Annotated in this window: 28 protein-coding genes; 16 read left to right on the forward strand and 12 right to left on the reverse strand. The window is 49.8% G+C overall.

Annotated elements, in window-relative coordinates; genetic code table 11:
- Positions 1–4 precede the first annotated feature (4 nt).
- The gene (locus tag IEW11_RS05425; protein ID WP_188529754.1) at positions 5–964 is read left to right on the forward strand and encodes an acetylxylan esterase; all 960 of its coding nucleotides are present in this window, start codon (positions 5–7) and stop codon (positions 962–964) included.
- Between the two features lie 71 nt (positions 965–1,035).
- On the opposite strand, the gene IEW11_RS05430 is transcribed toward IEW11_RS05425, so the two are convergent.
- Entirely contained in the window at positions 1,036–1,734 is a 699-nt protein-coding gene (locus IEW11_RS05430; RefSeq protein ID WP_188529756.1) for an MBL fold metallo-hydrolase, read from the reverse strand.
- A gap of 209 nt (positions 1,735–1,943) precedes the next feature.
- Here IEW11_RS05430 and IEW11_RS05435 point away from each other — a divergent pair, with 209 nt between their 5' ends.
- The 6 genes from IEW11_RS05435 (at position 1,944) to IEW11_RS05460 (ending at position 5,836) form a co-directional block, all read left to right on the forward strand.
- Entirely contained in the window at positions 1,944–2,168 is a 225-nt protein-coding gene (locus tag IEW11_RS05435) for a DUF1450 domain-containing protein (protein ID WP_188529758.1), read from the forward strand.
- Between the two features lie 120 nt (positions 2,169–2,288).
- A complete protein-coding gene (locus IEW11_RS05440) occupies positions 2,289–2,792 on the forward strand; it encodes a ferritin (RefSeq protein ID WP_308422705.1) in 504 nt (167 codons plus the stop codon).
- A gap of 73 nt (positions 2,793–2,865) precedes the next feature.
- Positions 2,866–3,819 carry a TRM11 family SAM-dependent methyltransferase gene (locus tag IEW11_RS05445; protein WP_188529762.1) on the forward strand — a complete coding sequence of 318 codons (954 nt, stop codon included), beginning with the start codon at positions 2,866–2,868 and terminating at the stop codon, positions 3,817–3,819.
- A gap of 176 nt (positions 3,820–3,995) precedes the next feature.
- Complete coding sequence (locus IEW11_RS05450; protein WP_188529764.1) at positions 3,996–4,721, forward strand: alpha/beta hydrolase family protein; 726 nt, start codon at positions 3,996–3,998, stop codon at positions 4,719–4,721.
- Between the two features lie 25 nt (positions 4,722–4,746).
- A complete protein-coding gene (locus tag IEW11_RS05455; RefSeq protein ID WP_188529766.1) occupies positions 4,747–5,445 on the forward strand; it encodes a pirin family protein in 699 nt (232 codons plus the stop codon).
- Positions 5,446–5,482: 37 nt separating this feature from the next.
- Positions 5,483–5,836: a hypothetical protein gene (locus IEW11_RS05460; protein ID WP_188529768.1), complete on the forward strand. Its 354-nt coding sequence runs from the start codon at positions 5,483–5,485 to the stop codon at positions 5,834–5,836.
- Here the strand turns inward: IEW11_RS05460 and IEW11_RS05465 are convergent.
- Positions 5,833–6,795: a D-2-hydroxyacid dehydrogenase gene (locus IEW11_RS05465; RefSeq protein WP_188529770.1), complete on the reverse strand. Its 963-nt coding sequence runs from the start codon at positions 6,793–6,795 to the stop codon at positions 5,833–5,835. The two genes, IEW11_RS05460 and IEW11_RS05465, sit on opposite strands and share 4 nt — an antisense overlap.
- A 120-nt stretch (positions 6,796–6,915) precedes the next feature.
- Here IEW11_RS05465 and IEW11_RS05470 point away from each other — a divergent pair, with 120 nt between their 5' ends.
- The 3 genes from IEW11_RS05470 (at position 6,916) to trhA (ending at position 8,914) form a co-directional block, all read left to right on the forward strand.
- Positions 6,916–7,944, forward strand: coding sequence for an NADH:flavin oxidoreductase/NADH oxidase (locus tag IEW11_RS05470; RefSeq protein ID WP_188529771.1), 1,029 nt, complete (start codon positions 6,916–6,918; stop codon positions 7,942–7,944).
- Positions 7,945–8,006: 62 nt separating this feature from the next.
- Positions 8,007–8,234 (forward strand): hypothetical protein, encoded by a 228-nt coding sequence (locus IEW11_RS05475; RefSeq protein ID WP_188529772.1) that lies wholly within the window; start codon positions 8,007–8,009, stop codon positions 8,232–8,234.
- A 35-nt stretch (positions 8,235–8,269) separates the two neighbouring features.
- Positions 8,270–8,914 carry a PAQR family membrane homeostasis protein TrhA gene (gene trhA, locus IEW11_RS05480; protein WP_188529773.1) on the forward strand — a complete coding sequence of 215 codons (645 nt, stop codon included), beginning with the start codon at positions 8,270–8,272 and terminating at the stop codon, positions 8,912–8,914.
- Here trhA and IEW11_RS05485 read toward each other — a convergent pair.
- Positions 8,911–9,768 carry an SDR family oxidoreductase gene (locus tag IEW11_RS05485; protein WP_188529774.1) on the reverse strand — a complete coding sequence of 286 codons (858 nt, stop codon included), beginning with the start codon at positions 9,766–9,768 and terminating at the stop codon, positions 8,911–8,913. The two genes, trhA and IEW11_RS05485, sit on opposite strands and share 4 nt — an antisense overlap.
- A 90-nt stretch (positions 9,769–9,858) precedes the next feature.
- On the reverse strand, positions 9,859–10,650 hold the full coding sequence (locus IEW11_RS05490) for a lipase family protein (RefSeq protein WP_229724968.1): 792 nt from the start codon (positions 10,648–10,650) through the stop codon (positions 9,859–9,861).
- Positions 10,651–10,877: 227 nt separating this feature from the next.
- Between IEW11_RS05490 and IEW11_RS05495 the strand changes: the two genes are divergently transcribed.
- The gene (locus tag IEW11_RS05495) at positions 10,878–11,852 is read left to right on the forward strand and encodes a Gfo/Idh/MocA family protein (protein ID WP_188529775.1); all 975 of its coding nucleotides are present in this window, start codon (positions 10,878–10,880) and stop codon (positions 11,850–11,852) included.
- Between the two features lie 84 nt (positions 11,853–11,936).
- Here the strand turns inward: IEW11_RS05495 and IEW11_RS05500 are convergent, their stop codons facing one another.
- Entirely contained in the window at positions 11,937–12,104 is a 168-nt protein-coding gene (locus IEW11_RS05500; protein WP_188529777.1) for a DUF1328 domain-containing protein, read from the reverse strand.
- Positions 12,105–12,336: 232 nt separating this feature from the next.
- On the opposite strand from IEW11_RS05500, the gene IEW11_RS05505 reads away from it, so the two are divergent.
- Together IEW11_RS05505 and IEW11_RS05510 are read left to right on the forward strand one after the other, a co-directional pair.
- Positions 12,337–12,888 (forward strand): DUF948 domain-containing protein, encoded by a 552-nt coding sequence (locus tag IEW11_RS05505; protein ID WP_188529779.1) that lies wholly within the window; start codon positions 12,337–12,339, stop codon positions 12,886–12,888.
- Between the two features lie 48 nt (positions 12,889–12,936).
- On the forward strand, positions 12,937–14,100 hold the full coding sequence (locus IEW11_RS05510) for a PP2C family protein-serine/threonine phosphatase (protein ID WP_188529781.1): 1,164 nt from the start codon (positions 12,937–12,939) through the stop codon (positions 14,098–14,100).
- A gap of 107 nt (positions 14,101–14,207) precedes the next feature.
- Here the strand turns inward: IEW11_RS05510 and IEW11_RS05515 are convergent, their stop codons facing one another.
- From IEW11_RS05515 to IEW11_RS05530, 4 genes are all read right to left on the reverse strand, one after another.
- Positions 14,208–15,269 (reverse strand): magnesium transporter CorA family protein, encoded by a 1,062-nt coding sequence (locus IEW11_RS05515; protein WP_188529783.1) that lies wholly within the window; start codon positions 15,267–15,269, stop codon positions 14,208–14,210.
- 198 nt (positions 15,270–15,467) lie between these two features.
- Positions 15,468–16,244, reverse strand: coding sequence for a sigma-70 family RNA polymerase sigma factor (locus IEW11_RS05520; protein ID WP_188529785.1), 777 nt, complete (start codon positions 16,242–16,244; stop codon positions 15,468–15,470).
- Positions 16,241–16,720: an anti-sigma B factor RsbW gene (gene rsbW, locus IEW11_RS05525; protein WP_188529787.1), complete on the reverse strand. Its 480-nt coding sequence runs from the start codon at positions 16,718–16,720 to the stop codon at positions 16,241–16,243. Before rsbW ends, IEW11_RS05520 begins: the two co-directional genes overlap by 4 nt.
- A 28-nt stretch (positions 16,721–16,748) precedes the next feature.
- On the reverse strand, positions 16,749–17,081 hold the full coding sequence (locus IEW11_RS05530) for an STAS domain-containing protein (RefSeq protein WP_188529789.1): 333 nt from the start codon (positions 17,079–17,081) through the stop codon (positions 16,749–16,751).
- A 214-nt stretch (positions 17,082–17,295) separates the two neighbouring features.
- Here IEW11_RS05530 and IEW11_RS05535 point away from each other — a divergent pair, with 214 nt between their 5' ends.
- Positions 17,296–17,454, forward strand: coding sequence for a hypothetical protein (locus IEW11_RS05535; protein WP_188529791.1), 159 nt, complete (start codon positions 17,296–17,298; stop codon positions 17,452–17,454).
- A 66-nt stretch (positions 17,455–17,520) separates the two neighbouring features.
- Positions 17,521–18,060: a general stress protein gene (locus IEW11_RS05540; protein ID WP_188529793.1), complete on the forward strand. Its 540-nt coding sequence runs from the start codon at positions 17,521–17,523 to the stop codon at positions 18,058–18,060.
- A gap of 110 nt (positions 18,061–18,170) precedes the next feature.
- Here IEW11_RS05540 and IEW11_RS05545 read toward each other — a convergent pair whose 3' ends face one another.
- The 3 genes from IEW11_RS05545 to IEW11_RS05555 all read right to left on the reverse strand — a co-directional run bounded on the left by IEW11_RS05545 (position 18,171) and on the right by IEW11_RS05555 (position 20,319).
- Positions 18,171–19,394 (reverse strand): NAD(P)/FAD-dependent oxidoreductase, encoded by a 1,224-nt coding sequence (locus tag IEW11_RS05545; RefSeq protein WP_373289305.1) that lies wholly within the window; start codon positions 19,392–19,394, stop codon positions 18,171–18,173.
- Between the two features lie 131 nt (positions 19,395–19,525).
- Positions 19,526–19,726, reverse strand: a complete 201-nt coding sequence (locus IEW11_RS05550; protein WP_188529795.1) for a hypothetical protein — start codon at positions 19,724–19,726, stop codon at positions 19,526–19,528.
- 59 nt (positions 19,727–19,785) lie between these two features.
- On the reverse strand, positions 19,786–20,319 hold the full coding sequence (locus IEW11_RS05555; RefSeq protein WP_188529797.1) for a YtxH domain-containing protein: 534 nt from the start codon (positions 20,317–20,319) through the stop codon (positions 19,786–19,788).
- 253 nt (positions 20,320–20,572) lie between these two features.
- On the opposite strand from IEW11_RS05555, the gene IEW11_RS05560 reads away from it, so the two are divergent.
- Positions 20,573–21,658, forward strand: a complete 1,086-nt coding sequence (locus IEW11_RS05560; RefSeq protein ID WP_188529798.1) for an asparaginase — start codon at positions 20,573–20,575, stop codon at positions 21,656–21,658.
- The last annotated feature ends 14 nt before the right edge of the window (positions 21,659–21,672 follow it).

Consider the following 21,672-nt stretch of genomic DNA (forward strand, 5'->3'; position numbering starts at 1 on the left):
TCACTTGAGCTTCATCGATAAAAGAGTAATGGAATTACAAGCCTATTCCGCACCCCAAACCTCTCCCGAGGACTTGGGCCAGTTCTGGGAACGCACCCTTGCCGAGGCGAAGCAGCGTCCGCTGTTGGATCGGAAGGAACGCAAGCAGGGCTTATCGCCCTACACGGAGGAGTATCACGTTACATATCAGGGTTTTGACGAGACGCCGATTCACGGATGGTTTCTGCTCCCGCAATTTGCCAAAGCCGGCCAGGACGGATTGCCATGTATCGTCTTTTATCATGGTTATCATGGGGGCAAAGGCAGCCCGGAAGTTTATGCACACTGGCTGCTGCAGGGGTATGCGGTATTTGCAATCGATGTCCGGGGCCAAGGCGGAGAGACCGGAAATGCGCTTCCTCAGACGTTTGGGATGAGCGGCGGCTGGATCACGCAAGGGCTGCTGGATCCGAATCAGAGCTATTACCGGGCGATCACGGTCGATGCGATCCGTGCGGTCGAATGGGCGGCACAGCAGCCGGAGATCAATGCACAGGAAATTTATGTCGTGGGAGGCAGCCAGGGCGGTGGTTTGGCGTTAATTACTGGCGCTTTGAGCGATATACCTAGCAAGGTTATTGCGGATATCCCGAATATGTGCCATATGGATTATGGCATCATGCACGCTCAAGGCTCTTTAACGGAAGCGGCTTCGTTTGTATCGAAGTTTCCGGATAAGCTGGAGCAGGTGCTGCGTACCTTAAGCTACTTTGATATGCTCAACCTGGTTGGGAAGCTTAAAGTGCCGGTTATGGTTACGGCGAGCTTGAAGGACCCGGTTTGCATGCCGGAGACGATCTTCGCAGTATACAACCGCATGGAAGCGCCCAAACAGCTGCACATATATCCGTTCAACGGCCATTTCACAAGCGGGGGGCATTTCCAAAAGCAAGTTGCATTTATCCGTCATTTTACGAACGAATAACTGTTCTTAAGAATACGATTGCTTTAGGGGCTGTTTCTCGAGTGGAGAGATGGCCTCTTTTAGCTATTCTGTTACTCTTTTGCCTTCGCGATCGCATGCTCCATCATCGGCAAGGGCTGTTTCAGCATTGGTCCGTGTCCGACAGCAAGCAGTGAAGGTTTCAGTGCGGCCAGCTTGGTGGCGCTGTCAAGAGAAGCCTGTTTATTCCACGTCGCCATTGCGGGGAAAGGGAACAAAGGCCGCAGTTGACCGGATACGGCTATGCCGCCGCGCGTTTGGAAGGCATCGCCTGCAAGGAGGGCACGGCTGCGAGTATCAAGAAAAGCCATGGATCCCGGCGTATGTCCCGGCGCGGAGACTGCAAGCAGCGAACCGACACGGTCGCCATCCTGCAGCAGCACATCCGGAATCGTCTGGATATTCTTCGGTACGCCGCCTCGTATCGGGGTGCCAGCTTCTTCCGGATCAAGCGTGACGTCGCCTGATAGCAGCCGGGCATCACGCTTGGAGATAAACACCGTTACATCCGGCAGCATCTCTCTCAGCGTGTCTAGTGCGCCGACATGGTCACCATGCGCATGAGTCAGCACGATTCGTGTAACCGGCTTTCCAATGTGTGCGGCTGCTTGGATAATGCCCTTCGCGCTGTAGGGCAGTGCGGCATCAATTAATGTAAGCTCATTATGCTCTTCAATAAAGTAGCAGTTAACAGGAAAGAATCGGGGTAAAAAAGAGAGCTGATAAACTTTATTTTCGCGTGTTATTCGCATAGTCAATCTCTTCTCCTTCGAAAACTAATTGTATTAGTTTTAATATAACTAATCACATTAGTTTTTGCAACTGTTATTTATCGCATCGAAAAATAGCATCGAAAAATAGCATCGAAAAATAGCATCGAAAAATAGCATTGACAAATGATAATGAGAACCATTATCATACAAAGAGAAGCAAGAACGGATAAAGCGGGGGGACAACAGCGATGAAGAAAATCAAGTACTGCTGCAGAAACCTTAAGTTTGGAACCAAGCCGGTATACAAAGCGATGAAAGAAGCGTTCCCGGAATTGAAGCATAAGAAACAGGACTGCCTTGGAAGCTGCAAGCTGTGCACCAAGCAATGCTTTGTCATGATCGGGAAGAAAAAGATTGTGTGCGAGCCTACGGCGAAAAAGCTCTTAAAGGCGCTGCGCAAAGAAATCGGATAAACGGTATTATTAAAGCTGCAGTCAGTCATTCAAGCGTTTCGGATTGTTGCTGTTGCCTTATTAATAATATATGATAGAAGATAATGGACTAACCTGATTAGAAAGGGTGACTGGCGCATGATGAACGATGCACTGCATAAGGCATTAAATGATCAAATGAATTTTGAATTCTACTCTTCGCAAGTTTATTTATCCATGGCTGCTTATCTTTCTAGCGAAAGCTTGGATGGATTCGCAAACTTCTTCATCGTCCAGGCGGAGGAAGAAAAGTTTCATGCGATGAAAATTTATCAATTTCTCAATAATCGCGGCAAACGTGCCACGATTTATGGAATGGATACGCCGAACAACGATTATCATTCCGTTCTTGAGGTGTTCGAGGATGGTTACAAACACGAGATTGAGGTCACGAAGCGGTTTTATCATTTGTCCGATTTGGCAATGAATGACCGTGAGCACGCAACGATCCAATTCTTGAAATGGTTTATCGATGAGCAGGTGGAGGAAGAGGCGATGTTCGATTCGATCATTCAGAAGCTGAAGCGGATCGATAAGGACAGCAATGCATTCTTTATGCTCGATAGCGAATTTGCACAGCGTAAATTTACGCCTCCAGCAGAATAATAAACGGCATAGATAGTACAGAAGACGTCGATTGTTGACGTCTTTTTTAAATTCGGAAAGCAGGAGTTTTGTTATGGCACCGCTAAGCGGGAAAGTGCAACGGAATCATTATCTGTATACCTATATCTGCCATGAGGATGAAGAGGATCTGTGCAAGCTGGAGCTTCGTACATTGTTCGGGGACATCATCTGGAGAAACGACCGGTGTTTTGAGAGCTCCAGGCGAATCGAGCCGGACAGGAGCCCTTTCATCAAACAAAGGCTGTTAGTAACTAAAGAAGCCGCGAGTCTTGATGAGATGGATGTGCTAATGGATGGATTCCAGCCGCTTCAGGGAACGTTCAAGGTTGTCTGTCTCAAAACAAATCGTGAGGTAACATACGGGGAACAGCGCAGTATAGAACGGCGGATCGGCGCGAAAATCCGCGGTATAGCGGATATGAGGCACCCTGACCAGCTATTCGGCGTTGCCTCGGTAGAAGGCCGCTGGCTGTTTGGAGAGCTTATGCAGATTGAGACGGGCTGGCAGCGGCATCACGATAAACCGCAGCGCTATTCAACCGCGCTTAGCGACAAAGTCGCCCGTACGGTAGCGAATATCGCTGTACCGCAGCCGGAAGGCATAAAAGCGGTCGACCCGTGCTGCGGCATCGGGACAGTGCTGCTTGAGGCGCTGTCCATGAACATAAATATCATAGGCTATGACATCAATCCGCTTGCCGTGCGGGGTGCCCGGGCAAACCTGACGTATTACGGATACCCGGATGTGGTCCGAGTAGCTGATCTAGGTGAGTTAAATGGAGATTTTGACGTCGTTATCGTCGATTTTCCTTATAATGTATGCTCGATAATAACAAACGACGAGCTTATCCGGATGCTGCAGCAGGCAAGAAAAATCGCTCAGCGGGCAGTTTTTGTGACGGTGGAACCGATTGATCGTTTCATACAATCATCAGGGTGGATGATTCAAGATCGTTGTATTGTCCACAAAAGCTCCTTTGCCCGCCAAATCATTGTGTGTGAGTAACGATATTCATTTTATTTTCAAACGTTAATATACTATAATAAGGTAAGTGATTGGAAAAGTTATACTAGGCGTTTCAAATTGCTGACCGCTACGGTAAATGCATGAATATGTGGAATCCTGCCGCATACTAACCCTCATACAAACCAGATCAACATGCAGAAACGGAGCGGATGAGGATGGAAAGCCAGACAGCCCAAACAAACGAGACGGTAAGCATTTACTTGCTGGCAGGCGTGGCGACTGCCCCGCATTTCTTTCATAAATGCTGTGAAACGGTGGAGCAGCTCAGCCGTCAATCAGGGTGGAAGTCACGTGTACGCGTCCTGTTTCCTTATGGGGATAACAGCCGCAGCGTATACGCGCAGGTTGGAGAGGTAGCGGGGGATTTAACGCAGCGGTTTACCGGGTTTTGTGTCGGCGGCAGATATGTAGCGCAGCAGATCCGGGATACTTATGAAGGCGAGCCGCTCATTCTGATTGGACATAGCGGTGGCGGCGCGGCAGCCTATCAGGCGATCCGGATCCTTTCCAAGGAAAGAAAGCTGGGCGAGTACCGCATCATACAGATCGGTTCGCCTAAGGTTCCCATTCATCCGGATTATCGCCGCCATGTCTATTATATTCATTTGGTTGATGTAAACGGCAAATTCATCGATCCGATTACAAGACTTGGCAGTTGGGGAGGCTGGACGGCATCGCGGTTCAAGCTGCCAAGCTGGAACAACCGCAAGTATGCGCCTGGACATGTTGAAGGCTTAACGCTAGTAGGCGGACACGCGGATTATTTGCGCCATGACCATCCCTTTGTCGATACCGAGCAGGTTTCGAATATGGAACGGACACTGGGCCGCGCTTGGCAGTGGCTGCATGACAGCATGCCGCGGCGTACAATGGCGGAGTAATTATCAGGGAGAGGGAGGTTGTCTTATGATTAAGATTTATTCGTCTGAATCCCGATTTCATACCGATCTGGGGTGGTTGAACAGCCGGTTAAGCTTTCCGTTCGGGGAGCATTATGATCCGGAGAATAAGAACTTTGGAGCCCTCCGGGTATTCAATGATGACATTGTAGCAGGCAACCGCGGCTTTGGGGGACATCCCCATCGTGAGATGGAGATCGTTACCATCGTGCTTAGCGGCCAGTTGAAGCATGAAGACAGCACAGGGCATGTCGCGGTCACTGGATTTGGCGGCATCCAACGAATGAGTGCGGGAACAGGCATTATTCACTCCGAGGTGAACCCGGGAGATGAAGAGGTAAAGCTGCTGCAATTATGGTTCACACCCGAACGCAAAGGATTGCCGCCGTCTTACGAAACCTCACAATATGAACCTGCGAAGATGCGGGGCGCGCTGCTTCCGGTTGTATCCAAGCAATCCGGCCCGGGTATCGCTCATATTAACCAGGATCTGACGATCTATTTATCGGATATTGAGGCAGGGCAAACGCTGCGCACTCATCAACCAGCATCCAGACGGATCTATGTATTTGTTCTTGAAGGGGAAGTTCTGCTGTCGGATGAGCACCGCTTGAATCGCCGTGATTCCGCCCGCATTACGGAGGTATCCGAGCTTACGATTACAGCGCAAGAGAACGCGCGGTTTATGCTGATCGATTTGCCTTAACCGTTGCTGCAGCTGTTTAATAAAGGAGGAACTAGGGATGACGGAGCAAGAGCAGTACGTGCCCAGATTGCTGATCAAACAAGTGATTGGACGGTTGTTGTTCGATACCTCGAAGGGCTCGAACCCATTCGAGCTGGCTGAGGCCGATGGTGGATGGCGCGTGGTCATCGAGCAGGTCGGGCAGCCGCTCGTCGACGAATTGCAGGAGCTGATCGATGATTTGAATTTGTTTTATTTCGAAGAGCTTAAGAGTGACCCCTCCAAGGTGCGGAAATGGTGGTTATACGACAAACAAAGACCGCGTCTTCAATATGACGCGGCCGCACAACGCTTGGAGGTTATTGTAGATACCAGAGTTGCCTATTCCAATGACAAGGTGATTGCGAATTAATAGTTCTTTTTATAATCGACCCGGTTAATCATCTCGTTCAATTGGCCGTTCAGGTAGAAGGTCAGATTATCCAGAAACAAGGAAACGGCCCTTTCATTATAGCGATCAGTTGCCCCGCCGATATGGGGAGTCAGAATAACGTTCCCCAACGTCCACAGCGGATGGTCCTCCGGCAGCGGTTCGGCCTCGAACACGTCTAATCCGGCGCTTGCCACACGGCCATCCTGAAGAGCGGCGACAAGGGCATCGGTTTTTACTGTCGCTCCACGGCCAACATTGATGAAGCAGGCGCCTTGCTTGAATTGGTCGAATCTTGCTTCGTCAAACAGCCATTTCGTTTCGTCGGTTGAGGGCAGCACGTTGACGACGATGTCGCTTTGCGCGAGTACGCCATTCAAGCCGTTCAAATCGACCATATGGTCGACAAACTCGGCAGGCTTGCCCGAACGTCGAACGCCTAAGACACGCATCCCAAACGCTTTGGACAGCCTTGCGATTTCCACGCCGATCTCGCCTGCCCCGATGATGGCAATGATTTTGCCGTGGATTTCTCCATAGGAACCGCTTGGATCCCAATGCCTCGCTTGTTGGTTGCGCACCGCTTGATGTATATTACGCGTTAATCCTAGCAGCAGCGCAAAGGCGGTCTCGGACATTTGCTTCGGATGAACGCCGCTTGCATTGGTCAGCAGCACGCCGTGCTGCTCCAGTTTCTCAAGCGGAAGCTTGTCGACGCCGGCTGACCAACCCTGCACCCAGCGAAGCTTCGATTGTGAATGAAGGGTCTCTTTGACAACATTGGAGCTCCAGCCGCATACAACCTCGGCATCCCGAAAATGCTGCGGGTCGATCTCGCTTGCTTTGCCGAATACAACCTCCCATTCCGGAGGCGCTGCAATCGCACGAACCTGTTCCTGCTGCTCCGGCGTAAAACCGTGCAGACAGATCATTTTCCGCATAGCTTGTTCAGTCCTTTCCTGTTTCGGTTCATCGATTCAACTGTAGGTTTCACTATTATTGTTTAACACGAAATGCGCCAAAAGAAAAGCCAACGCGCTACATTCAGGAGGAATAACGATATGAATCATCTAAATACACCCTTTGAGCTCAAATCCTTGTCGCTGAAAAACCGGATTGTCATGCCGCCAATGTGCCAATATTCCGCACTAGCCAAAGACGGCATGCCGACCGACTGGCATTATGTACATTATGTCTCCCGTGCTGTCGGCGGCGCAGGCTTGATTATCATCGAGATGACCAATGTGGAGCCGGACGGCCGCATTACCGATCATTGTCTTGGTTTGTGGTCGGACGAGCATACGCCAAAGTTCGCGCGCATTATTAAGGAAGCGCAGAAATACGGAGCGAAAGTGGCGATTCAAATCGCGCATGCCGGCCGTAAAGCGGAGGATGCCCCACAGCCGGTTGGTCCATCGACTATTGCAGTAGACAATACGTTCAAAACTCCTCGTGCACTTACAACGGAAGAAGTGAAAGCAATGGTCCTGAAATATCAAGAGGCCGCTCGGCGTGCTCTGGAAGCCGGAGTGGATACGATCGAGCTGCACGGTGCACACGGTTATTTGATCCACCAGTTCCATTCCCCTGGAATCAACAATCGTGACGATGAATACGGAAAGGACCTGTCTTTGTTCGGCGTAGAAGTCATCAAGGCAGTTAAGGAGATCATGCCGAAGGATATGCCGCTCATCATGCGGGTGTCGGCAGTTGAATATATGGATGGCGGTTATGATGTGGATCATATGATTGAGATCGCATCTAAGTACAAAGCTGCAGGCGTGGACGTTTTCCATGTTTCCACCGGAGGCGAAGGTCCTGTAGGCACGACACGGAAGCCCCAATACGCTCCCGGTTATCAAGTGGACTTTGCCAAAGCGTTAAAGGATGCTTTGGAGATGCCGGTCATTGCGGTAGGCATGCTGGATGATCCTCAGCTTGCAGAAGCGACATTGGCAGAGGGCAAAGCCGACTTGGTAGCTGTTGGAAGAGGCATGCTGAAGGATCCATATTGGGCTGTACATGCGCTGGCCGAAGTGAGCGGCGTTGTAGAAGGCAGTGTGCCTGTACAGTACGAACGAGCATATTGAGTGGAAATTCTACTGAAAAAGCGCTAAACTAGAATTACAAAGCTCATATGAGGTGAATAGTCATGACCGAAGAGAATAAAATGGCAGAACATGAAGAAGTTGGCCAAGCGGAGAACGCGCCGCGGAAAGTTTCTCTTGCTGAAGCAATGAAACAGAAGCTTGCTCAGAAGAAACAAGCGCAAGCGGATGCCAACAACCAGAAGAAACATCAGGTTGCGGGCAACCAGCCGAAGATGAAAAGCCAGAATACCAAAAAAATCAATAACCAAAGGAAACGTATGGGCGTATAGTGAAGGAAAGCCTTGGTTTGGAAGGGTGATAAACAGTGGCGAATACACACACCTATACCCGAAAAGAAGAGGTCGCCAACGCAATTACGCATGGCATTGGGGCGGCGCTCAGCGTAGCCGCTCTGGTGCTGCTTATCGTTTTTTCTTCTTTGAAAGGCACGGCATGGCATGTGGTCAGTTTTACCATCTACGGCAGCGCCATGCTGATGCTGTACTTGGCCTCTACGCTGGTGCACAGCTTTCCGGAAGGAAAGGTTAAGAATTGGTTCGAGATCGCAGACCATTCCTGCATCTACATTTTCATCGCAGGCACGTATACGCCAATCCTGTTTAACGTGGTGCAGGGAACGCTCGGTTGGGTGCTGTTCGGCATCGTATGGGGGGTTGCGCTCGTAGGGGTCGTGTTCAAATCGTTCTTTGCGTCGAAATTTTTATTTACCTCTACACTGATTTATATCGCAATGGGCTGGATCATCGTATTTGCCTGGGGGCCTCTGGTCGAAAATCTAGCTCCCGGCGGCTTGAAGCTGTTAATTGGCGGCGGATTGCTATATACGTTCGGCACTGTATTCTATATGTGGCGCAGCTTTCCTTATCATCATGCGGTATGGCATTTGTTCGTGCTTGCCGGCTCCATTCTTCACTTCTTTATGATGTTGCTGTACGTGCTCCCAAATTAATTGGGAGCTTTTTTGTTGTGAAGCAGCTTGGCAATTACCCGCTCGAAAGTGCGCCATGGCAGCAGCGCTTTGCTCCATAGCGAAAGTCTCGCGCCGCGGCCCATCGGATAGCGGAGCTTTGGGGCCGGATGGTTGGCGATACGCACAATCGTCTCCGCGACTTCCTGGGGATCGGGGGCGGTGGCAGCAGCCTTTCTGGAATACGCGAGCACGGACGAAAGCTGCTCATAATATGGGGAAGAGGGATGCAGCGGGATGGAATCAAAACCCTTCTGCCATATTTCCGTCCGATAGGCGCCGGGTTCGACCAGTACCACTTTGACCCCGTGGGGCAGCATCTCGTGACGTAATGCTTCGCTTAGCCCCTCCAGCGCATATTTTGATGCGGCATAAGGCGCATAACCGGGAAAGCCGACCCGGCCGCTTAGACTGCTGATATTAATAATCAGCCCTTTCTTCCGCTTACGCATGAAAGGCAGCACCGCCTGCGTTACCGCAACGACACCGAACAAATTGGTCTCCATCTGCCTTCGCCATTCCTCCATCGTGACATCCTCCACAAAACCTCCGACAGCCATCCCCGCATTGTTGACAAGCACATCGATCGTACCGTGGGCTTCAATAATAGATTGAACGACGGTCCGGACAGCTTCGTGATCCGTCACATCCAGCTTTAAACAGTGAATAAGGTCAGTGACATCCGCTTCCACAGCGGTGGCCAGCAGTTTGTCCCGCTTTTGAGTATCGCGCATTGTAGCGGCAACTATAAATCCGTTCTTAGCCAAAGCGATTGCGGTCTGCAGACCAAAGCCGCTTGAAGCGCCGGTAATCATGGCAATTGGACGTGGTTTCATCGTATTCCTCCAAAGAATAATAGGTGCAAAGAAATAAGGATTAGCTATCATTGTACACGGAATATGCCCTTTCGTTAACAATGGACTTATTTAATCTATTCCATCCGGACACCATGCGGGCGGAAAGCTGCACATTGCTTTGGTGAAGTGGGGATCTTCTTTGCTTAACTTGCTAAAATAATTACGGATCACATGGTTGCCTGGAACTGAGCCTGCCAGGAAGCTGAACTTGTATTCGTCCTTCACATGAAGATAGTAATAGGTTTTGTCGGTTTTTGGGGATCGATAGATAAGCGGGGGTAAATGGGGAACGATATCATGTTCGTTGCAAATCCGCCAGCTGACCGGAATGATTTGGTTATAATTACGGACAAATTGAGGATTTCCCACTCGTGGCGAGGCAAATGTGTAGACATGGGGATTGCGGAAAGGCGTATTGGCGGCGATGTCCGGAGCGGCAAGAGTCGCAAGCGCGCCTCCCAGGCTATGCCCTGTAACAAACAATGGTTTTTGATGGGAATACTTATTTAAAGCCCGGAGCAGCTGCTCGCGTGCAGACATGTAAATATCGGTAAACCCTTTGTGTGTGAGGCCGAAATCCTTTACCGGAAGGTATGGGGTTTGCCGTGCGATAAAATCGGACACCCATTCAACTGCAGTACTGGTGCCCCGAAATGCCACGATTAATGCCTGATCGGATTCGAGAATGAATCCGAATCGTTCGTATCCGCTGTTGTAGGACTGTGCCTCGATCGCATCTACGGAGCTGTAGCTGTGGGGAGCAAGAAACAATCCGTCTTTATTGTTGTGCTGTACATAAGTCTGTCCGCAAACGGCTGCCAAAAACAATGCGTTTCCAATGGGCATGGTTTGTTTCGCCATGATTTCCCCTCCCGAAATGAGCGATGATCCGAAGATGCTTTAACTGTTCTATACATGCTCCGATAGATTATCTTATGTCTTTGTTGGGCGAATGGGGATGGGGTGATGCGCCTAATTGTAGACGGTGAATTCCTGTTTTGGCATTCTGATCCACATTGATTTACAATCAAGATAGCAATCAAAATTTTGGAACATGTAGTAGCATTACATGCTGGAGGGAGCTTATAATGACCTTACATATTGGATTAATAGGAACCGGCTGGTTTGCCAAAATGCACGGGGAGATGCTGGCAGGCATGGAGGGAGTAACAGTCAGCGCCATTTGCGGTTCAAGCAAGGAGAAATCTGACCTTATGGCGGGCTATTTCGATGGAGCCAGAGGTTACTCAACGGTTCAGGATATGCTGGATGCGCAGAAGCTGGATGCAGTGTACGTCTGTGTGCCTCCTTTTGCACATGGGGACATCGAGCGTGAACTGGTCGAACGCGGTATTCCCTTCTTTGTTGAAAAACCGCTTGGCGTCGATCTCGCCACTCCAAGCAAGATTTTGAAATCGATTGAGGAAAAACAGCTGCTGACATCTGTCGGATACCATTTTCGTTATATGGACAGTACTGCACAGGCCAAGCGAATACTTGAAGATCGTACGATAGGCATGGCAGTGGGGCGCTGGATGGGCAATATGCCGAGCGTGTATTGGTGGAGAAATCTGCACAGCTCCGGCGGACAGATGGTCGAGCAGACGACGCATATCGTGGATCTGCTTCGTTACTTGTTAGGTGAAGTGACAGAGGTGTACGCGGCATACGGACAACAGGTCATGCATAATAAGGAAGAAGCCGTTACCGTGCCCGATGTCGGCACCGTTTCGATGAAGCTGGCAAGCGGAGCGGTAGCGGCGATTGTGAATACCTGCATATTGTCGGAGGGTTTTTCTTCAGGGCTGCAGATTTATACGAATGGAGGGACTTTGGAGCTGACGGGCGGAGCGTTATCGGATCGATCGGGTGAACGTGCCACAGAGTTTAAGAATGTTTCCAATCCATATGAAAATGAGAATAAAGCATTTCTGCATGCTGTTCGTACAGGAGACTCTTCCGGTATCCTTTCAACCTATGCAGATGCTTGGCGGACGCAACAGGTCACAGTTGCGGCTAATGAATCTGCGCAAAGCGGCTTGCCAGTCAAGCTGGGGGTGTAACCGAACAGAAAGAACCGCCATCGCAGACAAACGTGATGGCGGTTCTTTGAGATCTGATGTTTGACCTTTGTTAATGCTGCTTATTTAAGGCCTGGCTGAACGTCTGCCCGTAATAAGGGAAATGACGAACAGGATCAAGAAGACAACAAACAGGACTTTAGCAACTCCTGCAGCCGCATCTACAATGCCTCCAAAACCGAAAATAGCTGCGACAATGGCGATAATAAAGAATATTGCTGCCCATCTTAACATATTAACCACCCATCCTTTTGTTTAGAATTTTTGTGATCGGGAATTCAGGCTAACCGGTTAGCCCCGCTTGTGGGATGATTAACCGCATCTTTCGAAGATGAAACAGGCGGTTTAAAAATTGTCTTTAACTTCCTTTATCGGTCTCTGCCAGCTGATTCAGCGAGTTTGTGCTCGGGTAACATTATTATGAGAGTACGGTTGAGGCCGGATGATTTCGGAGGGGGATGAGAAGATGTTAATGCAAGTCAGTGTTATGATTATGGCCATATCGGTAGCGGTGTTAGTTATTTATTTGGTGCAAACCTTACGCAAGGCACAGGAGTCTATTGATACAGCTAATAAAACATTAAAAGAAGCTCAGGATCTTATCCATAGATCGAAGGATGATGTTGAGGAGCTCGTTATTAGTGTGCGCAGCTTGATTGATCAAGTGAACCATCAGGTTAGCGCAGTTGATCCTTTGATGTCCTCCATCAAGGATGTCGGCGTGGCTGTCAATGAAGTAACAACAGCGGCTAAAGAAGTGTCGACAACCTGGATAGACAAGGTAAAGCGTAGAGCCCAGACGGCTGCGGTAACGCCGGCAGAGGCGCCGAAGGCGGCGGCTTGGCTTGATTGGATTGAAACAGGGATCAAAACAGCAAAAGTGATCAGAAACGTGCTGTACTCAGAACAGCGTAAAACTCATGATGCGAGCACGACGGTATATACGAACATGACAGCGAAGAGCCCACTTGATCATGAAAGCAAAAATAGACATGAACAGGCGGTTAAGCTAGGATAGGGGATACCACAGATGGAGAGACAGGAACGGAAATCAAGGAGTTGGAAGATGAGAATACTGATTGTTGACGATAATCCCATGAACGTAACCGTTATTCAGGAAATGCTCAGGCGAGCGGGTTACCGGGATGTTCATTCTGCATCTTCCGGACTAGAGCTCTTTGAACTGGTAGGGTTGAATGAAAATGGAGAGGAGCCGGAGAACCAGTCGCTTGGGGATCCGGGCTATGATCTTATACTGCTGGATATGATGATGCCGCGCATCGATGGCATTGCCGCTTGCCGGGCGGTTCAAAACTCGGAGAGGCTGCGGGATATACCGATTATTATGGTCACAGCGATCGGTGATTCCAAGAAGCTTGCCGAAGCGCTCGACGCAGGAGCAATTGACTATGTTACGAAGCCGATTAACAAAATCGAATTGTTAGCCCGTATCCGGGTAGCACTGCGTCTAAAAGAAGAGAAGGATTGGCACAAAGAACGTGATCGGCGTTTGCGTGAAGAGCTTCAGCTTGCCAGAGAAGTACAGTCTGCTGTGCTTCCCCAACCCATTGCTGAAGAGCATATCGAGATTGGATCCATTTTTTGCCCTTCTGAAGAGCTTGCGGGCGATTTATACGCGTGGCACCGCATTGATGATAACCGATATGGCATAGCGGTCATTGATGCAATGGGACACGGCATTTCTTCATCGCTCGTGTGCATGTTTATTGCATCGGTGCTGAAGGACGCTATGATAAAGCTCATCGATCCGGTACGTGTTATCCATGAGCTGAATCGCAGAGCGCTGCAGCTGCAATTTGCCGATCAGCTCATTCAATACTATTACACTGCGATTTATATGGTCGTTGATGTTAGCAGGGGAACAGCAGAGTATGTTAATGCTGGACATCCCCCAGGTCTTTTGCTGAGAAGTGATGGAACAACGGAGAGGATGGAGAGCGGAACTACAGCGATCGGTATGTTCGAGGAGATGAAAATCCAGAAACAAACCGTCGAGGTCGGCCAGAAAGACCGTCTTATCATGGTAACCGATGGCGTTGTCGATATTATGGATGCTGAAGAAGATGAAAAGCTGGATCTGCTGTTCAAACAAATTGCAGCCGCACATGAGAATGAGGCTCTTACCGTATGGCAGGAATCATTTTTCGCTGATAGCGTACAGGTGAAGCGGCCTGATGACCGTTGTCTTGTCTGGGTTAAAATCAAATAATAACGTTTGAATAAGAAAGAGCATTTGCGAGTATAGCCGGTGGAAAAACGGCTAAATTCGCAAATGCTCTATTTCGTTGCAGCCACAGCTGCTTAATTTTATGTTTGTCAGGAATGCCGTCTGGATCGGCGCAATGGTTCTGGTTCACCTGAAAAACCGGAAGGGGCAGCGTTCTTTTTGGAAGATGAGCGGGCATGTCTGCTCTTTCTGGAATTTGATTTCTTGCTGCCGGTACCTGGCTGTTTCTTCTTGGAGCCTTTCAGCAGATCGCCTGTCCAGCCCTTTTTCCACAGCCAAGCGTAGATACAAAGCGTCAACACAAGGATAATACCGCACATGGCGGTAAAGCCCCACATCTCATTTGACCATGGCAGAGGCTCAAAATTCATGCCCCATAACGCTCCGATCACAGCAGCCGGCGTGAACATAGCCGTAAAAATCGTTAACGTCTTCATAATGTCGTTTCCGCGGAAAGTGGCAATCGCATCATCCATGGAAATGAGCGTATCGATTTCCTGGTTGTAATACCGCAGCAGCGTTTCGATTCTCTCTAATTTGTATTCGAATCGCTCAAAGCTGTCCGTCTGTCCAAGCGTCTTCACAAAACCTTCCTTAGCTGCGCCGTGAATCTCCCGGATGGGGATGAACAAGTGGCTCCAGTGAAGCAGATCATAACGGCGTTCAAATATTTCATCGATTAATCCGGTACGATTGCGCCGGTGCATTGCTGCCTCTAATCGGCTCAGCCTTGCTTCAAAAGCATCTAATCCGGTATGTAACGTTTCCAGGATCGCGCTGGTTATGACTAAAAAAGCCTCCGGCGCACTGACGCAGCGCTCGAGCTTCTCTTCCCAAGGGGGAGTTTGCAGACGGATGGACAAACGGAGATCTTTATGCAGGGTAATGAGCCTGTCCTTTACCATCCAAAAATGCATGGACTGAACATCTTCGCCTTCAGCCATTTGGAACAGCAAGGTTCCATGCAGCACCGATTCTCCGCCAGCCTGCTCATATACGGTAATATTATTATTTTCACGATTTATACACTCGTCTATCCAGCTTGCACATTCGGGAAATGCACGCTTCAATTGTTGAACCGATTGATCCTCGGTTTGAAGCACAAGGTGCCATTCCCAACCTGTGGCGTAACGAAGCTTGCGATGTAACATCGGTCCAGTCCTCCAAGGCCACAAGGCCATCTTGTCCGATCCATTGAATAATAGAATAGTATGTAACCATCATACTCCAAAGCGGAAGCGATTGTAAAACAGTTCATAACAAAGGCACGTCTTCGCCGAATTCGGCTTGTACGTGCCTTTAATAGAATGATGTTGACGAATAAGTCGATTTTGCATTGGATTGGTCATTCATGATTCTTTCTTCGTTTCTTCCGTTAAGTACTGTTTTAATTTGTCCATTGCCCGTTTTTGAATTCGGGAAATGCTCATTTGTGATACGCCAAGCTGGTCGGCGATCGTTCGCTGCGGCAATCCTTCCTCGAATACAAGCAATAATACTCGTCGCTCCTCGGGCTTAAGCTTCGACATTGCAGCCTGAAGGTCGAGCTTCTTGTCGACGGAATCGTAATCATCCGCTTGAGAGCCGATTAATTCTCCCAGCGTGGTATTGCTTTCTTCCTCGGAGATCGGTGTATCTAGAGAAACATAATGGTATAAGTCCCTTCCTGCGAGGATTTCTAACGTCTCCTCGTAGGATAATGACAGATGTGCAGAGATTTCTTCCACATTAGGCGAGCGCTCCAGCTTCACGGTCAACTCATCGATCGCTTGCTGGACAACAATGCCTTTTTCCTTGATTCGCCTTGGCACTTGGACATACCAGGATTTATCCCGCAAGTAATTTTTCATATGTCCGATAATGCTTTTCATGGCGTACGGCTCGAATTGGACTCCGACAGAGGCGTCATACTGCGCAAATAAGCGAAGCAATGCCATTTGCCCGACTTGGTATAAGTCCTCATACAAATCGGGACGGTTTCGCGAAATTTTGCCGGCAGCCATTCGAACCATCGGTTCATAATGTTCGATCAGCAGTGTAGCCGCTTCATTTGTCGGATTATCCTGGTAAGCCAGAATAAGCTCGGCTGGCGTCAGCGGCGACTGATTGGCCGGTTGGATATTCATGCCGTTTCTTCACTCCTGACAAGGCGTTTGGTCAAGATGACTTGGGTGCCTTCTTCACTGTGCACCTCCACTTGATCCATTAACGCCTGCATGAGATAAAGACCGAGCCCGCCGGCATTGATTTCGCTGATCGATTTGCCGTGCAACGGAGAAGATTGCGGGGCTACTGCCATTGCATCAAAGCTTTGTCCTTCATCCTTTACAATGATTGAAAGAGCGTCTTCCTTTTTGATAAAACGGATTTCCATCTTTGGCTGTATAGCGGGCGCTTGGGAGGTCGTACCCGTAGGCGGGTTGCCATAAGCGTGTAATACTGCATTGTTACAGGCTTCGGAAACTGCTACTTTCATATCTTCAATTTCTTCGAAAGTGAACCCCATCTTGGCTGCAATTCCGTATAAGGTGATCCGAACAAGGTCCACATATTCAGCGGTTGCCGGTACCTCAAGGGTCACTTGCTCTTCATGTGCATTCATCGCGTTCATCCTCGATCCTTTCTCTGCCTTAAGATTCCTGATTTTGTCTAGTAAGAAATGGAGTTATGCCGGTCATGTCAAACAGTTTCCGGATGGTAGGCGGAATCGCTTCTACCGTAAAGGAAGCTTGCTTGGCATTACGGGCTTTCAGAACAGAAACCAAAATTCCGATTCCAGTACTGTCAATATACTTTAAATCCCTTAGATTAAGGGTAAGCTCACGGTCAGTCAGCTCAACGAGCGGCGCCATGGCTGCACGCATTTGCGCTGCGACTTCAAGGTCGAACTCACCGCTCACATAGACGATACACCTTCCTTCTTTTGTCTCGGTGCGTAATTGAAATTTATCCGTCTGTTTCATCTTTTCCTCTCCTGACTAAAGAAATGCTGTTGAAGATTATTGTATCGTATTCTAGAATTCATTAACCAGTCTTTTTTATAACGAAACAGTTTTTCAGAACAAAACAAAAAAATTTTCATTTGCATGAAATGGACGATAAGCGATGTTTTAGAGTTGCGGCAGCCGGGTAAAAAAAGGCAACACAACATCACTATTCGATAAGGGGATGATCGTCATGCAACAAAATAAAACGGTAGACGTTGAGGAACGCCATGTAGAGAAAAAGTCGGATTCCAGTCTTGTAGCTTCGACATTTATTAAGTATGCGGCCTATCTCATCATTTTCTTCGGAGTTTTGTATTTCTTGGTCGCCTACGTATTTCCAATGTTTTAAGTGGTGGTTGAATCCTGGCATTTCAGGCAAAGAAGGGTATAACGAATAGAAAGGAGCGTGATGGCAGTGGCAAAAAAAATAGGCATATTCTCCAATGAACAGCAGGCGATATCAGCTATCGAGGTGCTGAAGGATATCGGCTTTGGCCCGACTGAGTTGAAAGTTCTGGCTAAAGATCAGGAGCACTCCCGCAGGCTGGAAGCAGAAACCGATGTGGATGCGGATGAAGTGCAGGAGCTTGCCGAAACCCGCGATCAATACAACGAGGGACGATTTCCTTTATTTGCAGCAGGGCTAGGCGCAACGAACGGGACAATGAACGGTGCAGCAGGCGCAGTGCCTGCGAGTAACGGAGCCGGCGGTATATTTGGCTGGTTTACCGGTTCAGTCCTTGGCAATGACGAGGAAGGGATCGGATCTACGCTGATGGCGCTTGGGCTGGATAAAAAGGAAGCTAAAGAATGCCGAGAAGCCATCCGTGCAGGATCTTTGATAATCATGGTTGAAGAAGACAAAGACAACTCGGACGAGCCGCATAGCGAGATCGGCCGCCTAGAAAAGGCGGAAGTCGCTCTCCGCAGCAATGGAGCCGAGATGGTGCATTAACATTAGATATTTGATCATATCGACTTTGAGCAGTATAGGCCGTCCTATGCATGGACGTGAAGCACACGCCGCCTTTCCTGATACAGGATTGGGCGGCTTTTTTTTTGCGATTAACTGTTTATTAGGGAGGGGCGGTCCAATTTCACGATATCGGCGATAGGATTCTTATCGCCCCGGATGGCATCGCGGATCAGGTTAGCGGCAAGCATGCTGTAGACTGTCCCGTTACCACCGTATCCGAGGCAGTAATAAACGCCAGGCCATAGGGGATCTTCGCCAATAAACGGCAAATTATCGCGGGACTCGCCAAAAGTGGCGCTCCAGGCATATTCGATAGAAGCATCAAACATTGGAAAATGATCCGTTATGCGTTTTAAAAGTATATCAATCCGATGATCACGGGCGCTTTCACTCAGAATCGGATCTCGCTTATTCTCATCCAAACCGCCAATGACTGCCCGTCCATCGGGCGTTGTTCGCATATAAAGATAGGGGCGCGCTGTCTCCCAAATCAGGTAGTTTCCATACCAGGGAGTTAGGGTGGATTGCGGTGCGGTTACTGCCACAAACGAGCGATTGAGGCTCGCTTTGATCAATTTGCCGCGCAGCTCGTCCGGTTCGTACCCAATGGCATAGACAATATAATCCGCTTCAATAACACATCCATCGGCCGTTTCCAAACGGTGAATTCCATCCCTCGTATCATGGAGTACGACTTCCGTATTTTCGTATACCTCCAGTCCGGACTGTACGGCCGCCTCCGTAACGCTTCGGACGAACCGGTAAGGGTTTATCTCGGCATCGCCATGTGTCACAATGGCTCCAGGTTTCCAGAAAGGGAAGCGGGCGGAAATATCGTCCGCGGTCCAGAATTCAACATCGAATCCTTGAAGACGCAGGGTGTGAAATTCCTTCTCCAGCTTGGGAAGATGCTGCTCCGTGCTTGCATAATAGAGGCTGCTGCGTTTATGAAATCCGGTATCTCGCGCGAGGTTCATCGCGATATTTCCGATTTGCAGCACAGCCTCACGGCAGGCGGTATAGAAACGTATGGCCTGGTGATGGCCGATCTGTTTCATTAGCTCATGCAGCATGATGTCATTGGAAAACTGGAGCAATCCGGTATTAGCGGATGTGCTGCCTCCTGCTACATGCTCCCTCTCGAGCATAACGGTAGCAAAGCCGCAGTTCGTCAACACATAACTGCAGATAGATCCGGACATTCCACCGCCGATGATGGCGACCTGTTTGCGAAGGTTTTGTTTTAGAGCGGGGAAGGGGGCATTCGTATCCATTGTAGTGGGCCAATATAAGTTTCCTGTAAACAATCCCAACGTCTTCACTCCTAATAATTAATATGTACAAATTAGCCAGATTAATGAGCACGTATATAATTATGCTGAAAGAGATAAAGAAATACCGGAACACTAGGGTCCGGTATTTCTTTTTATAAAGCTGTATGTGTTTATTCTTGAATGGGATCGGGAACAAGCCCGTCCTGCTGTAGTTGTTGATTTGTTTTCATGGATTCCATGTCTTTTCCGAGCCGCTTCATATCCTGCTCATCCTGAACCATGGAGCCGTTATTGGCTTGATCGACCGGTTTACTCTTTTGACCGGCCTGTCCGGCTGTATTGTTTGGAGAACCTTTTTGTTTGTTGCTCATTATCATCCACTCCTTAATTAGAGCTGCAAGCAATCTCTCGCGATTCAGATTCAATCGTTTTAATGCTTTTCCGCTGTTTTTGCTGCTGTATTCGTTGTGTTTGCTGCGGTATTCGCCTTATTGGGAGATTTATTTGCTGATGGATCCTCTGCCTTGCTCTCGGCTTGGTCAATGGTTTCATGCGCTTTGCTCTCAGCGGTATCGATGGCCTCTTTACCGCGCATGCCGATAACGTTAGCTGTCTCACGCGCTTTATCAGCGACGGTATCAACCAGCTCATGCGCTTGCGAAGCTGTGTCGGCAGCGCGTTGTTTGGCGGATGCCGCAATATCCTGAACCTTACCTTTCAGTAAAGTGGCCTGCTCTCCGACTGCTTTTACCGCACCTTGCGCGGTTTCGGCCATTATAGCGCCTTTAGCCTTAACAACATCCGTCGCTTCACCTGCCTTCACGCGAAGATCGCTTCTCAGCTCACGTCCTGCCTTCGGAGCGAAAAGAAGGGCTGCCGCTGCGCCGATTAATCCACCGATCAGTGCGCCTTTCATCATACCGTTTTCGGTCTTTATTGGAAGTTCCTTTTCCATGTTTTCCATATCGGTCATCTCCTTTAATTCAGCTTCATTTCAAACGTCTTGCCTTATTATTAACCTAATAAGAGGAAAATGAAACGCGGGTTTTCTAAAGGAGAGCAACCTGTTGCTTAAATAAAGATCGCAATTTTTGGATGGGAAAAGAAAGCGATGATTATTTCAGACGATCAAGAATACAATGGAGAAAAATGATGGATTGCTGTCGGTAAAGTTGCAGATTCATAAGGACCTTATCAGATGAAGGGTGGAATCGGATATGGGAGCAGGTCTGCGCAGCGAGGGAACACCGCTAGTTGAAGTAACAAGAGGAAAATGGACGGAAAACGTGCATAACGGTCATGTGGCGATTGCCGACGCAGATGGTCGATTGCTGGCATGGGCAGGCGATCCCGGGGCAATCACGTTTATGCGTTCAACGGCGAAACCGATTCAGGCGATACCGGTGCTGATGGGTGGTGTGACCAAGGAATATGGCTTGAACGATGAAGCTGTGGCGATGATGGCCGCTTCGCATTGCGGCGGCCCGGAGCATGTGACCAAGCTGGAGCGTATGCTGGCACAGATTGGTGTGACGGAAGATGGCCTCGCATTGCCGAAGGTATATCCGGCAGATCAGGAGGAACGCGATGCGCTGCTGCGCAAAGGCGCCGCGCCGCGCAAGCTGTATCACGGATGCGCGGGCAAGCACATCGGTGCACTGGCGTTATGCAAGCGGCAGGGCTGGCCGCTTGAACATTATACGCAGCCGGATCACCCGGCTCAGCGCGAGATGCTGCGCCGGGTTGCCGAGTTCTCTGGCATCGGCGAAGGTGCGGTAGGCCGCGCGACGGATGGCTGCGGCTTCCCGGTTTTTGCGCTGCCGTTATGGCGGCTAGCGCTCGCATACGCGCGCCTGGCCGCCCCGCCGAGCGGCTGGGCGGACGCGGCGCTGCGTGCCGCGGCTGAGCGCGCAGCCGCGGCGATGAACCGCCACCCGGCCCTCGTCGAGGGCCCCGGGCGGCTCGCAAGCTTGCTCCTTGGCGATGACAATATCCTCGCCAAGAGCGGGGCGCAGGGCGTCTTCGCCTTCGCCCTGCGGCGGCAGCGCCTTGGAGTCGCCGTCAAGGTGACGGACGGCGCCGAAGCGGCGCTGCCGATTGCGGTTGCGGCGATTCTCGAATCGCTCGCCGCATCCGCCCATTCCGGCCCGCCGCGGCAGCGCGGGCTGCAAGACATTGCCGCGGCGGTGCGCGAGCGCTTCCCCGCCGAAGTGCGCACCGATGCGGGCGACGCAGTCGGACGTTTCGAGTCCGTGGTGCGGCTGAGCTATGGAGAGCGTTACCCGCGCTCCAAGTTTATGTAGCTGTGCGGCAGACT

The sequence above is a fragment of the Paenibacillus abyssi genome, from assembly GCF_014640295.1.
In the GTDB taxonomy this organism is placed as follows: Bacteria; Bacillota; Bacilli; order Paenibacillales; family Paenibacillaceae; genus Paenibacillus_D; species Paenibacillus_D abyssi.

Excerpts from the sequence above, each read along its gene's own strand:
- IEW11_RS05430 (WP_188529756.1), bottom strand. The coding sequence starts at position 1,734 with ATGCGAATAACACGCGAAAATAAAGTTTATCAGCTCTCTTTTTTACCC.
- IEW11_RS05435 (WP_188529758.1), top strand. The coding sequence starts at position 1,944 with ATGAAGAAAATCAAGTACTGCTGCAGAAACCTTAAGTTTGGAACCAAG.
- IEW11_RS05440 (WP_308422705.1), top strand. The coding sequence starts at position 2,289 with ATGAACGATGCACTGCATAAGGCATTAAATGATCAAATGAATTTTGAA.
- IEW11_RS05445 (WP_188529762.1), top strand. The coding sequence starts at position 2,866 with ATGGCACCGCTAAGCGGGAAAGTGCAACGGAATCATTATCTGTATACC.
- IEW11_RS05450 (WP_188529764.1), top strand. The coding sequence starts at position 3,996 with ATGGAAAGCCAGACAGCCCAAACAAACGAGACGGTAAGCATTTACTTG.
- IEW11_RS05455 (WP_188529766.1), top strand. The coding sequence starts at position 4,747 with ATGATTAAGATTTATTCGTCTGAATCCCGATTTCATACCGATCTGGGG.
- IEW11_RS05460 (WP_188529768.1), top strand. The coding sequence starts at position 5,483 with ATGACGGAGCAAGAGCAGTACGTGCCCAGATTGCTGATCAAACAAGTG.
- IEW11_RS05465 (WP_188529770.1), bottom strand. The coding sequence starts at position 6,795 with ATGCGGAAAATGATCTGTCTGCACGGTTTTACGCCGGAGCAGCAGGAA.
- IEW11_RS05470 (WP_188529771.1), top strand. The coding sequence starts at position 6,916 with ATGAATCATCTAAATACACCCTTTGAGCTCAAATCCTTGTCGCTGAAA.
- IEW11_RS05475 (WP_188529772.1), top strand. The coding sequence starts at position 8,007 with ATGACCGAAGAGAATAAAATGGCAGAACATGAAGAAGTTGGCCAAGCG.
- IEW11_RS05485 (WP_188529774.1), bottom strand. The coding sequence starts at position 9,768 with ATGAAACCACGTCCAATTGCCATGATTACCGGCGCTTCAAGCGGCTTT.
- IEW11_RS05490 (WP_229724968.1), bottom strand. The coding sequence starts at position 10,650 with ATGGCGAAACAAACCATGCCCATTGGAAACGCATTGTTTTTGGCAGCC.
- IEW11_RS05495 (WP_188529775.1), top strand. The coding sequence starts at position 10,878 with ATGACCTTACATATTGGATTAATAGGAACCGGCTGGTTTGCCAAAATG.
- IEW11_RS05500 (WP_188529777.1), bottom strand. The coding sequence starts at position 12,104 with ATGTTAAGATGGGCAGCAATATTCTTTATTATCGCCATTGTCGCAGCT.
- IEW11_RS05505 (WP_188529779.1), top strand. The coding sequence starts at position 12,337 with ATGTTAATGCAAGTCAGTGTTATGATTATGGCCATATCGGTAGCGGTG.
- IEW11_RS05510 (WP_188529781.1), top strand. The coding sequence starts at position 12,937 with ATGAGAATACTGATTGTTGACGATAATCCCATGAACGTAACCGTTATT.
- IEW11_RS05515 (WP_188529783.1), bottom strand. The coding sequence starts at position 15,269 with ATGTTACATCGCAAGCTTCGTTACGCCACAGGTTGGGAATGGCACCTT.
- IEW11_RS05520 (WP_188529785.1), bottom strand. The coding sequence starts at position 16,244 with ATGAATATCCAACCGGCCAATCAGTCGCCGCTGACGCCAGCCGAGCTT.
- rsbW (WP_188529787.1), bottom strand. The coding sequence starts at position 16,720 with ATGAATGCACATGAAGAGCAAGTGACCCTTGAGGTACCGGCAACCGCT.
- IEW11_RS05530 (WP_188529789.1), bottom strand. The coding sequence starts at position 17,081 with ATGAAACAGACGGATAAATTTCAATTACGCACCGAGACAAAAGAAGGA.
- IEW11_RS05535 (WP_188529791.1), top strand. The coding sequence starts at position 17,296 with ATGCAACAAAATAAAACGGTAGACGTTGAGGAACGCCATGTAGAGAAA.
- IEW11_RS05550 (WP_188529795.1), bottom strand. The coding sequence starts at position 19,726 with ATGAGCAACAAACAAAAAGGTTCTCCAAACAATACAGCCGGACAGGCC.
- IEW11_RS05555 (WP_188529797.1), bottom strand. The coding sequence starts at position 20,319 with ATGGAAAACATGGAAAAGGAACTTCCAATAAAGACCGAAAACGGTATG.
- IEW11_RS05560 (WP_188529798.1), top strand. The coding sequence starts at position 20,573 with ATGGGAGCAGGTCTGCGCAGCGAGGGAACACCGCTAGTTGAAGTAACA.